A 12724-nucleotide genomic window follows, 5' to 3' on the forward strand; every position below is an offset into this window, starting at 1 on the left:
ACTCCGGCATTTTCAAATCGTTACGCCAACAGTTGCGGCAAGGTGTTGGCGATTGAACAAAGTTCAGTTTTTGCAATAAAGCCAGGCTTGTCAAATCAGCTCCCTGGCTTTTTGCCGTTGTTGCAACAATTGCTGACAGTGTACTGCAGCTCTTTCATATTCGACATCACTGATTTCATCGGCAATCTGACAAAGTTGTGGCCAGCATGGCTCAGGCCTGCCCAATTCCAGCAGTGCCGGCACTAGCTCTTCAGCGGCAAAATCAGACTCACGCAGCAGCGGCAATAAGGCCTGCAACACTGCATCCAGGTCGTTGAACACGGCTTTTTCTGTTTGCGACGGCATCAGTTGGCTCAGCTGATGCTGCAGTTGTGCCAGTTGTTGCAGCATTTGCCCAAAGGCATGTTCATCAACAGTGCCGGTAACCAGCATAGTCTCTACCTGCTGACAGCTTTGTGACAGCGCAAAAGCCCCAATATAAGCGCTGGTTGATTTCAGTGAATGAACATCCAGATGCAGTTGTTGCCACTGTTGCTGCTGATACTGCTGTTGCAGTCGCTGAACCTGATCCCTGTGCTCCAGTTCAAAATCCCGCAGCAGGTTCAGATACAACTGGGTTTTGCCACCCAGATTTTTCTGCGCCTGCGTTGTGTTGAGCTCAGCCACGCCGCTCAGGGCATACAATAATTGTTGATCTTCAGCACTGAGCGCCAGGTCATTATCCTGTTGTGTTGTGTTGCTGACCGGTGTCAGATAACAAAGCAGGGTGCGGTACAGCTGCTCGGGGTCAATAGGTTTGGTTAAATGTTCATTCATGCCCGCCACTTTGCTCTGGGCTATGTCACTTTGCATGGCATGGGCTGTCATCGCAATAATAGGGAGGTCGGTCAGTAACAGTTGCTGACGGATTTGCCGGGTGGCGGTCAGACCATCCATTTCTGGCATCTGAATATCCATCAGCACCAGATCGTATTTTTGCTGTTGTAAACGGCGCAGCGCCAACACGCCATTTTCGGCAATATCCACCTGCACCTTGCTGTCTTTGAGTAAACCCAAAGCCACCTGACGGTTGATTGGATGATCTTCCACCAACAAAATACGGTAAGGCGATAAATTCGGGATCTGGCTGTCCTGCACCACAGGGCGGCGCATCACAGGTTGTTGCTGTTGCTGCATATTGTAAATGGCATCAAGCAAAATCGAATGATTTACCGGCTTTTCAATAAACTGATGAATTTTCACGCCCTGCAAATTGGCTTTGGCCTGCTCTTTATCATAAGCCGACACCATCAGAATATGCGGTGCGTTGTCCAGCTGCTGAATACGACGTGAGGTTTCAATGCCATCCAGTCCCGGCATCCGCCAGTCCATCAGTACAAAATCATAAGGCCGGTTTTGCTTACGTGCCTGTTGCACCAGCTCAATGGCCTGATAGCCATTGTCGGTTTCATCTGCTTTAATGCCCAGCTCAGACAATAAACTCAGCAGCACAGTGCGCGCCAGGCTGATGTCGTCTACCACCAGTGCTCTGAGTTTGCCAAAATCCAGCGGCAGGTTGTGCTGGTTGCTGGCAGGCAACGCCGGTGCTTTGCCAAGCACCATATTAAAATAAAAAGTACTGCCAACATCAGCTTCACTTTCCAGCCAGATATCCCCCTGCATCAGTTCACAGAGCTGTTTACAGATAGCCAGCCCCAGGCCAGAGCCTCCATATTTTCGGGTAATGGAACCGTCGGCCTGACTAAAAGACTGGAACAGACTCTGTTGTTGTTCCGGCGAAATACCAATGCCGTTGTCACTGACAGAGCCCTGAATTTTTAGCTGATCGCCTTCTGCTGACAGTAGCTGTAGCTGAATGCCAATAGCGCCTTTGTCGCTGAATTTCACCGCGTTACTGATTAAGTTCACCAGTACCTGTTGAATACGGAGTGGGTCGCCCAATAAAGCCGGTGGAATTTGTGGATCTATGTTGCACACCAGCTCCAGCCCTTTGGCGTGGGCTTTGAGTGCATTTAAATTCACGGCACGACGTACCACTTTTTCCAGTGCAAAGCGGGTTTGTTCCAGCTCCAGTTTACCTGCTTCAATTTTGGAGAAATCAAGAATGTCATTCACCAGGCTCAGCAGCACCTCACCGGATTCCTGTATTTTGCCTATATAGTCCTGCTGCTCGGCATCTAAGTCGGTTTTGCTGGCCAGCCGGCTTAAGCCGATCACGGCATTTATCGGGGTGCGGATTTCATGGCTCATTCTGGCCAGGAACGAAGATTTGGCTGCAGTGGCGTCTTCAGCGCGGATCTTAGCCGATGCCAGCTCCTGGGTGCGCTCCCAGACTTTTTGTTCCAGATTTTTATTGGCTGCCACCACCTGATGGTACAGTCTGGTGTTTTCAAACAGAATGGCGGTCTGGTTGGCCAGCAACTGCAATAAATTAATACGTTGTTCGGTGAAAGCACCGGTTAATTCAAAATGCTCCAGATACAACAAACCATATAACTGGCCACCGACAATCACCGGAATACATAAGATGGCGGCCGGCAGGGCTTGTTGGGCTGAACTGCTGACTAAATCCTGCAATAAATGGCTGGCGCTGCTGGTGTCGTTAATCAACCTGGGCTGCAAACTGCGGCAAACCAGTGCCTGCAACTGACCGGACAACACACGGCCAGCGGCACTCTGGGGTGAGCAGGCTTTGAGACGCAGCTGCTGATCATCATCCAGCAATAACAGATGACCAGCTTGAGCCCCGGCATTTTCAACAATTAAATCAATCATTTGCTGTAAGAATGCTGCAAGGTCAATCTGGCCGCTCAGGGTTTCGGCCGCTTTGAGCACCGAGGCCATGTCCAGCAGCTGGCTTTGTGGTTTTTGTTGCTGCAACTGCGGTTGTTGTTGCTGTATCAGCATCACTTTATTGTGCGCCTGCCACTGCTGATAACTTTGTTGCGCTTTTTGCTGATAAAGCACGGCAAAATCAGCTTTATCCTGCGACTGCCAGTAATTGGCCGTCAGCTCCAGACTGATCGCCAGATGCTGGTTAAAACCACTTTGCTGGGCCAGTTCTACTGCTCTGTCATAAGCTTGCCAGGCATTGGCTTCTTTGTTGATGGCACTCAGTTCAGCCATCACTAACGCTACTTTATGCCGGTGATTGGCGCCGGCGCGTACCGACCATTTTTGTAGTAAGGCCAGATATTGTTCGGCCAGTGGTCGCCACTCTGTGGCAAGTTCATTGTGCTGTTTGCAAAGCCGGGTGGCGAGCAGCGCAGCAAAAAAATAAAACTCGGTCTGGTGGTACAACGACATGGCAACACCCACCAGCGGCAAAGCCGCCTGATAATGGCGGATGGCGTTTTGATCATCGCCGGCCAGATAAGCCAGCATCAGCTTGATGCTGTGATAACAAAATAAAATGGTGACGTTCTGGCTTTGCTCTAGCAGCGGAACTTCCAAATCCTCATCAAAAGCCTCACCGGAAAGTTGCAACAAATTACCATTATTTTGCTGCAATATTTGCACATATTGCTGCCATAAACGGATAAATTGCAGGTTGTAGGCAAAACGTTTATCTGCAATGAAGTAACGGTATTTATCCAGATTGGCCGCGACCTCTGATAAAGGTGCACCGCTTAATACCTGGTAAAAACTGAAGAACAGCGCCGAATGCACAGCGTATTCCACGTTGCTGTGTTGCAGGGCAACAAAAATATTCTGCTCGAGCGAGGTTAAACTGTCGGCCAGTGGCGCGTTCCAGGGTAATACAGTGGCGGCACGCTGGAAGTTCAGCTCAGGGGCAAATTTGCCCTGATATTGCTGATTAATGGCAAGGGCCAGATCGGCAAAATCCAGGGCTTCTTTGTATTGGTCAAAAGCACCGCTCAGGTTCTGTGCATAAGTGGAATAGGCTTTACTGGCGGTGGCACAGTGCCCCTTGGAAATTGCCAGACTGACCATGGCATAACTGACAGCCAGATAGTGCAAGGGGCTGACAATATAAGCCACGCTTAATAACGAATTGAGAATTTCCAGCGCCAGCAATTGCTCTGGCGCCGTCAGGGCGGGGCGCTGGTACAAATCGGCAATGTGGTTTTTGTCGTACAGTTGTTCCAGCTGCAGATAACGGCCGGCAATATCGTCGCGCTGGCTTAAGTCAATCCCAAGCGGCAGCAACACAGATTCGGCCAGACTAAAAGCGGCGACAAAGTCATTGCGGGCAAACAACAATAAAATCTGTAATTTTGCCACCTGCATCCGGCTTAAGGTGTTGTTGGCCTGTTCAGCCAGCAGCTGGCAGCGCAGCCCGGCCTCTTCATAATGTTGGGTCAGGTACTGGCAGCTGGCAAGACCGAGTTCAGCTTCAAATTTTAAGCTGTCCAGTGCTGGCGGGCACACATCCGCAGCACGCTGATAATAACCGCTGGCGTCATGCCAGGCGTTGCTGGCCTGTGCCTGCTGGCCGGCCTGTAAATTCAGTCTGGCCACCTGTTCGGTACCAAAATGTGTCACCGCTTTATCTTTGGCTGCGTTCAAATGGTCAATAAATGCAAAAAGCTGCCGGTTGGGTTCGTTTTGCGCCAGATAATAAGTGGCGATGGCAAAGTGCAATGCGGCAGCATTGGCATCTGCCGTGGCAAAAGCGGCTTGTTGCAGCCGGTCATGGACAAAACGCAACATGCCGATGCGGCCGTCGTTATTGCGATAGGCTGTCATAATGCCGCTTTCAACTACTTCGGCAATTAAGGGCTCCAGCTGGTCATCATTGTGTTTCAGCACAGCGGCCAATAAAGCGGTATCTGCTTTTTCACCCAACAAGGCGGCCACTTTCAGCAGCTGCCGCGCCTGGGGTGATAATTGTGCAAAACGTTGGGCTGTCAGTTCGACCAGATTGTCGGTGATATTTTGCTGGGCAATTTGCGTCAGATCCCAGTGCCAGTTGCCGTTGACATCACAACTGAGTAACTGTTGCTGTTGCAGCGTTAATAAAAACTGCCGGACAAAAAACGGGTTACCGCTGGTTTTACTGATCAATAAGGTGGCAAAGTCGCTGACCTGTGCTGCCGGCTGCTGCAGGGTGTCGGCCAATAAAGCCGTCACTGCGGCTAAATCTAGCGAATCCAGCTGCAGTTGCTGTGGCTGCACGCCGGCTTGTTGCAGCTGATTTAATAAATGCCGTACCGGATGTACTGCATCCATTTCATTGTCGCGATACGACAAAATCAGCATCACTCCTTTGATCTGATCGTCGGTCATCAGGCTCTGTAACAAGCGTAAACTGGATACATCGGCCCACTGCAAATCATCCAGCAATAGCACCAGTGGCCTTTGTTCCTGGGCACTGGTGCTTGCAACCACGCGGAAAAACCGCAGCAACAACTGGTCAAAGTTGTGGTCGTTGCCGGTTTTAGCTGCCAGCAAAGGCGGAGTACTTTCAGGCAATAAAGGTTGCAGCGCCGGCACCAGGCTTAATAACAGCGGGGCGTCGTTGCCAACTGCTTGTTGTAATTCTTGTTGCCAGTGGCGCAGTTGTTGTTCGGGCTCCTGCAGCAGTTGTTCGGCAAGTTCAGTCAGAATTTGTTGTAAGGCGCTGTACAACTGGTTGCGCTGGTACTGGTCAAACTTACCACGGCAAAAATGCGGCCGCTCGGCCAGCGTCTGCCGGTACAGTTGCTCTATCAGTGTGCTTTTGCCAACACCGGATGAACCTTCAATCAGCACCAGCTGGTTTTGTCCTTGCTGTCTGACCATTTTGTACCAGTCGGCCAATTGGGCCTGCTGTTGTTCACGGCCATACAACTGGCCGGAAAACTGCAGTTGCTGATGGCCCAGCCGCAGTGAAAGTGCTGGCAATTCAATTTGATGCAGCTGTTGCCACTGTTGCTGCATCAAAGCCAGATCATGTAATACACCGTTGATATGGCTGTAACGCTGATTTGGATTTTTTTGTAATAAGGTCAGCACCAGTGCAGCCAGACTGGCCGGTACCATGGTTAAAGGTGCTGGAGGCAGAGCGATATGGGCGTACACCAGCTCCAGCGGCTGTTGCTGGGCAAAAGGATAAACACCGGCGACGATACGGTAAAACAACACCCCCAGGCTGTATAAATCGGTGCGCTGATCCAAAGCAGCGTTGACCCGGCCTGTAGCTTCAGGCGCCAGAGTGCGCAGCATATTGAGATCACTCTGGTTATGCAGGCGCAGGCTTTGCACTGATTTAATAGCTGCCACCTGACTGGTATCGAGCAGCACCAGCTCTTTGTTGTCGGCTTTTTGATAAATGGCATTGGGTCTTAAGGCCCCTATCACCAGTTGGTGTTGGTGGAATCTGGCCAGTAGCCGCGCCAGTTGTAACATCAGTTGCAGCTGCGCCGCTACATCGCCCTGCGGCAGCTGCTGGCAAAGTTGTTCAAAATGAAAGGGTAAATCCGCTTTGGCATAACAGAAATAATCGGTCTGATTATCTGAGCTTTGTTGTAATGGCGCAGGCAAAGCTGACGGAAATTGTTGCAGCTGCAGCGACAAAGGCGGCCTGTTTTTATCCAGTTGTTTGATCAGCACCTCTTGTTGATTTAATCTGGCGCTGTATAGTCTGGCATAAGCTGATAAAGGCGCTAATTCGGCAACTTGTTGCAGCTGTTTCGATGACAACATAAATAAAATTCCGTTTTTAAGCGGGAAATGGCGGATATTAGTTCCAGCTTATGCATTTAATTGGAAAGAATAAAGGGAAAGTCTGCAGCATTTTCATCTTGTTAGGGGTAGTTCTATGCTATTTTTGCGCTAAGCGGTAGCGGCAACTACAATGTCAGCTGATTTCACCATCATTCCCGTGCACAGCAGGATGTGTTCAGTGGCAAGTGATCGCCAATTTGTTTGATAAATTTGGACTTGCAATGACCAATCCGAGCCTGTTCACCATGGCGCCTGCCATGTTCTTTTTATTTTCGGCCACTGCAGCTGAAACCACAGTGGCGCCTCCAGATGCCACCACCACAGCGGATGAGCTGGAAGTGATTACTGTCTATGCCCAGCGCCGTGCTCAGGACAAAACTGAAGTGAGTGTGGCCGTCACCAGTCTGGATGGTGAGGCCCTGGCGCAGCGCCGTATCCAGAGCAGTACAGCCTTATCTGGCCTGGCACCCAATTTAATGGCGTCTAATGTGGCTGGTGAGGGCACCACTCCTTCTTTTAATATCCGTGGTGTGGGCATGTTTGACTACAACACTTCCACTGTGTCGCCTATTTCAATCTATAGCGATGATGTGGTCAGTGGTGGTGCCAACTTTTTAAGCAGCAGCCTGTTTGATTTGCAGCAGGTTGACGTGCTCCGTGGGCCGCAAGGTACTTTATTTGGCCGCAACACCACAGGTGGTGCCATTTTGTTGATGTCGCGCCAACCGGAAGCTGAGTTTGGCGGTTATGTCAGTGTGGATGTCGCCGAACATCATAGCCGCCAGCTGACGGCCGCGGTCAATGCACCTTTGGGTGAACAAACTTCGGCACGTTTGGCCGTCAATCATCAGGATTACCAATACAGTATGCAGAACCTGTTCCCGCTGGGGCAGGACGGAGGCATGCGCCATAACAATGCCCGGCTGATTATCCACAGTGATTTTGAGCACTTTAGCCTGAATCTGAAGCTGCACAGTGAAAATATTCAAGGGGCCCCTAAGCCTATTTACAGTGCCGGTATTTTAAAAAATGACGGCAGTGGCAGCCTTTGTGCTTTGGCCGATGTTGGCAGCAGACGTTGTGTTGACGCTTTTGGTTATGCTGTACCCAGTGATGATTATTGGCAGACTGTGGCCGACACCTTTGATAAAAAACACGACACCGAAAGTTATGGTGCCAGTCTGAAGTTAACCGCCGAACTTGCGCCAGGTTATCAGCTGAAATCTGTGACTGCGCATAAAAGTCTGGACCGTTTCCATTCTTTTGATTCAGACGGCCCGGGCAATTTTATCGAAGGCAGTTTTGACTCCGACAATGAGTTTTTCTCGCAGGAGCTGAGTCTGGCGGTCGAAGGGGACGGCAGTTTCTGGACTTCAGGGCTGTTTTATCTGGATGAAGCCTTAACACAGCACAACGACTTGGATTTGTTCCGCGATTTCCGTGCCATTGAGGCGCTGGCCGGGATACCGGCGCAGTTTTTTTACCACAACAAACTCGAGAACAGTTCCTGGTCGGCGTACAGCCAGTGGGAACAAAGCCTGAATAACAGCTTCAGTGTGCTGCTGGGCGGGCGTTATACCCGCGAAAAAAACCAGTACCAGGCAAAAGCTGATTTAGCTTTGGTGCCGGTATTTATTCCGGCCTTGTGGGATTTGACGGGTGAAGTCAAAGACAACGAATGGTCGGGTAAGGTGGCGCTGCTGCAAAAACTCAGTGACAGCCACAGCCTGTATTACAGCCTGTCACGCGGCTTTAAAGCCGGTGGTTATAACGCCGGTTATGCCACCAGTCCGGCACAGGCGGCAGATTCTGCTTATGCGCCGGAAAGGCTCAATGCCTGGGAAATTGGCGGTCACTGGCAGTCTGAAAAAACAACTGTGCGTTTTGACTGGGCAGCCTTTTATTACGACTATCAGGACCAGCAGGTTTTTGTCAATCAAACCTCAGGGCCAGCACCTTATCATGTGCTGAAAAATGCCGGTGATTCGCAGATTTACGGCCTCGAAGCTGAGCTGAACTGGCGTATTGACCCGGCGATGCAGCTGGAGCTGACTTTAGGCCATTTGCCTAAAGCTAAACTGGGGAAATATCAGACCGAAGCTGTGCTGGTGCCGGAAAACCGTTTGCCTTTTACCTCTGAATGGATGGCCAGTGGACAATTCAGTTATGACTTCTCCGGTGTGCTGCACGATCTGCAGTTCCAGCTTGGATTTGTTTATTTATCGGATTTTTATTTTGATCAGTACGAAAATCCTTATACCCAACAACAGGGTTATACGCTGTGGCACAGCAGATTGTCTTATCAGCCGATGCCAGCGCTTGAAGTGTCCGTCTTTGGCAAAAATCTGTTGAACAAAGAGTATACCGAGCTTAGATTTGATTCTATTGCTGCTTTGGCAGCAGTCACTGAATTGCGTGGTGAAGCCCGGCAACTGGGACTGGGGGTTACTTATCAGTTTTAACTGAAGCGCAGTTCACGGAAGGTCTGATGATAACAACAAGGAACTATTTATGCGCTTTCAACTGCTTTGGCCGGTGCTGGCAACCTTAGTGTTGCCACTGCTGGTGTCCTGGTTTGTGTATCCCACCCATTTACCGCCTGGTTTTGGCGAGTTTCCGCCGCAGTTTGTGGCAGAGGCGCCGGGCTTTAACCTTTGGTATTTTATCGCTGTGGCTGTGGGTGCTGTCTGGATCAGCTGCATGATGTTTTTGCCAAAGCTGATGGGATTTAAAGGCGCCGCCCCCAAACCTGCTGCGGCAAAAAAACCTTTGCCCTGGTGGTTTTATCTGGGCACTGTGGTCACGCTGTTTTTCTGGGCGTTGATGTGGAGTCATTCCACCGCCTTTGGCGATCTGGTGTTTTGGGCTTTTACTCCGCTGTGGTGGGGTTTTATTCTGCTGCTCGATGGTCTGGTTTATCATCGCAATAACGGTGCCTCCATGTGTTCACGTCAGCCCGGCTTGGTGTTGCTGGCGGCACTCGTGTCCATCGTCGGCTGGGCCTATTTTGAATATTACGATTATTTTGTGCTGGCCAACTGGTATTACCCGGATTCCAACGCCGCGCCCTGGTCTCATACCGTGCTGGTGCTGGAGTTTTTGCTGACGTACAGCACTGTAACCCCGGTGATCCTTGAGTGGTATTGCCTGTTAAATACTTTCCCTAAACTGGTGGCGCGTTATAAAAATGGCCCGGCGCTTAATTTAAACGGCAACTGGCTGATTGCTATTGGTGCTTTACTGATTGGCCTGATGGTACTGTTGCCTTACCCGCTGTTTTGGGTGGTGTGGATTGGGCCTTTTGCCGTGATGACAGGCATCTTGCTAAAACTGGGGATCTGGAATCCTTTTACCGACATCAAACAGGGCGACTGGAGTGCGGGTTTATTAATTGGCATGGCGTCGTTAATCAATGGCCTGTTCTGGGAATTCTGGAACCACGGTAGCAATTATTTTGTCAAGGAGCCGGTGACCAATCCGAATTTCTGGGTCTACAACATCCCTTATGTGGATGTGATCCACTTGTTTTCTGAAATGCCGCTGCTGGGTTATTTTGGTTATATCCCTTTTGGGGTGCTGGTATGGCAGGTGTTTATCTGGTCCGGCAAATTATTTGGTTTTAATACCGACTTAAAAATATTCCCATCCTAAACAAACCTCAGTTGCGGTTGGCATTAAACCTGATTTTTGTGGTGCCAATCGCAATGTTTGGTCTGTGGTTGCAATTTTGTTATGCTCCGGTTCCTACTCGAACAAAAACCGGAGAACCTGATGAAGTATTTTGCCGTAAGTGCGCTGTCACTGGCGTTATTAACTGCCTGTGGCCCAAAACCTGAAACTGCTCAAACCAGCCCGGCTACCGCCGTTGAAACCCCGGCAAAAGCCCCTGCTGCCAAACCGCAGTATGCACCGACCAAACAAGGTGATGTGGTTGACAGTTATTTTGAAACTCAGGTGGCCGATCCTTACCGCTGGCTGGAAGATGATCGCAGCGCCGAAACCGGCGAATGGGTGAAAGCACAAAACAAAGTCACTTTTGATTACCTGGCGCAAATCAGCTACCGCGAACAAATTAAACAACGTCTGACTGAGCTTTGGAACTACGAAAAAATCGGCACACCAAGTAAAGAAGGTGCCTATAACTATTTTTCCAAAAATGACGGCCTGCAAAATCAGTCGGTAATTTACCGTCAGAAAGAAGGCGCTGAGCCTGAAGTGTTCCTCGACCCTAATACTTTTTCCGCAGATGGCACCACTTCATTGGCTGACTTACAGTTTACCGAAGACGGCAGCCTGGCGGCGTATGCGATTTCTGAAGGCGGCAGCGACTGGCGCAAAATCCGTATTATCAATGCCGAAAGCAAAGAGCAGCTGGAAGCAGAGCTGGTGGATGTCAAATTCTCCGGTATTGCCTGGAAAGGCAACGAAGGTTTCTTCTATTCCAGTTATGACAAACCAGAAGGTAGCGAACTGTCGGCCAAAACCGATCAGCACAAGCTGTATTACCACAAGTTAGGTACAGCGCAAAAAGATGATCAGGTGCTGTTTGGTGCCACCGAAGCGGAAAAACACCGTTATGTGGGTGCTCAGGTGACCGATGACGGTAAATATCTGGTGGTCACTGCAGCCAATGCAACTTCAGGTAACAAACTGTTTATTAAAGACTTAACCAAAGCAGACAGCGCTTTTATTACCTTAGATGCTGAAGGCAGTTCAGACTATCAGCTGGTGACCAGTGTCGGTGACAAGCTGTATTTTGAGACCAACTTTAAAGCACCAAACAATCGCCTTATTATGATTGATGCCACTAAACCTTCGCAGGATCAGTGGGTTGATATTATTCCTGAAAGCAAAAATGTGCTGGGTGTCAGCAAAGGTGCCGGTGCACTTTTTGCCAACTATATGGTGGATGCTGTTTCTAAAGTGCAGCAATACAACTTAGACGGCAAACTGGTGCGGGATATTCAGCTGCCGGGCGTGGGCTCAGTCGCTGGTTTTAACGGCAAAACCAAAGATGAAGTGTTGTATTACAGCTTCACCAACTACAGCACACCGGGCACCAGCTACAGCTATAACCCAAAAACCGGCGAATCTGCGGTGTATTTTAAACCTGCAGTGAAGTTTAACAGTGACGATTATGAGTCCAGGCAGGTGTTTTACACCAGCAAAGACGGTACTAAGGTGCCGATGATTATCACCCATAAAAAAGGTTTACAACTGGACGGTACCAACCCAACCATGTTGTATGGTTACGGCGGTTTTAACGTTAGCCTGACGCCAAGATTCAGCGTGTCGAATCTGGTGTGGATGGAAATGGGCGGTATTTATGCCGTGCCTAACCTGCGTGGTGGTGGTGAATACGGCAAAGAATGGCACAACGCCGGTATTCAGCTGAAAAAACAAAATGTGTTTGATGATTTTATTGCGGCCGGTGAATACCTGATTGCTAATAAATACACGTCAAACAATAAGTTAGCCATTAGTGGTGGTTCAAACGGTGGTTTGTTAGTGGGTGCAGTCATGACACAACGTCCTGACTTAATGCAAGTGGCATTACCGGCAGTCGGTGTACTGGATATGCTGCGTTACCACACTTTCACGGCGGGCGCCGGCTGGGCTTATGACTATGGTACCGCTGAGCAATCCAAAGAGATGTTTGAATATCTGAAAGGTTATTCACCTGTGCATAACGTCAAAGCAGGTGTGGCTTATCCGGCCACTATGGTCACCACAGGCGACCATGATGACCGTGTAGTACCGGCGCACAGCTTTAAGTTTGCGGCTGAGCTGCAGGCCAAAGCCGGGGGCAACAACCCACAGCTGATCCGTATTGAAACCAATGCAGGCCATGGTGCCGGCACACCAGTGTCAAAAACCATTGAACAGGCCGCTGATGCTTTTGGTTTTACCCTGTTTAATATGGGTGTCACTGCTTTACCAGCCGCAAAATAATTCTGTGGCAGTTATCAGGGGCACTGCGATGACCGCAGTGCCCTAAGTTTCAGAAATAAAGGTGGTTTTTCCACCTTTTTCTTTTTGGGCCGGCGGCATGTAA

At 49.8% G+C, this 12724-nt stretch carries 4 protein-coding genes; 3 read left to right on the forward strand and 1 reads right to left on the reverse strand.

The window, feature by feature from the left end:
* Positions 1-90: 90 nt before the first annotated feature.
* Positions 91-6648, reverse strand: a complete 6558-nt coding sequence (locus V7P87_RS13040) for a response regulator (protein WP_333797821.1) — start codon at positions 6646-6648, stop codon at positions 91-93.
* A 242-nt stretch (positions 6649-6890) separates the two neighbouring features.
* On the opposite strand from V7P87_RS13040, the gene V7P87_RS13045 reads away from it, so the two are divergent.
* From V7P87_RS13045 to V7P87_RS13055, 3 genes are all read left to right on the forward strand, one after another.
* Entirely contained in the window at positions 6891-9131 is a 2241-nt protein-coding gene (locus V7P87_RS13045) for a TonB-dependent receptor (protein ID WP_333797822.1), read from the forward strand.
* A gap of 49 nt (positions 9132-9180) precedes the next feature.
* A complete protein-coding gene (locus V7P87_RS13050) occupies positions 9181-10320 on the forward strand; it encodes a hypothetical protein (protein WP_333797823.1) in 1140 nt (379 codons plus the stop codon).
* Positions 10321-10440: 120 nt separating this feature from the next.
* A complete protein-coding gene (locus V7P87_RS13055; protein WP_333797824.1) occupies positions 10441-12621 on the forward strand; it encodes a prolyl oligopeptidase family serine peptidase in 2181 nt (726 codons plus the stop codon).
* Positions 12622-12724: the final 103 nt, after the last annotated feature.

It is taken from the genome of Rheinheimera sp., from assembly GCF_036782235.1.
Classification (GTDB): Bacteria; Pseudomonadota; Gammaproteobacteria; order Enterobacterales; family Alteromonadaceae; genus Pararheinheimera.

Bases quoted from the DNA above. Each gene is read 5' to 3' on its own strand.
- V7P87_RS13040 (WP_333797821.1), bottom strand. From the start codon at position 6,648: ATGTTGTCATCGAAACAGCTGCAACAAGTTGCCGAATTAGCGCCTTTA.
- V7P87_RS13045 (WP_333797822.1), top strand. From the start codon at position 6,891: ATGACCAATCCGAGCCTGTTCACCATGGCGCCTGCCATGTTCTTTTTA.
- V7P87_RS13050 (WP_333797823.1), top strand. From the start codon at position 9,181: ATGCGCTTTCAACTGCTTTGGCCGGTGCTGGCAACCTTAGTGTTGCCA.
- V7P87_RS13055 (WP_333797824.1), top strand. From the start codon at position 10,441: ATGAAGTATTTTGCCGTAAGTGCGCTGTCACTGGCGTTATTAACTGCC.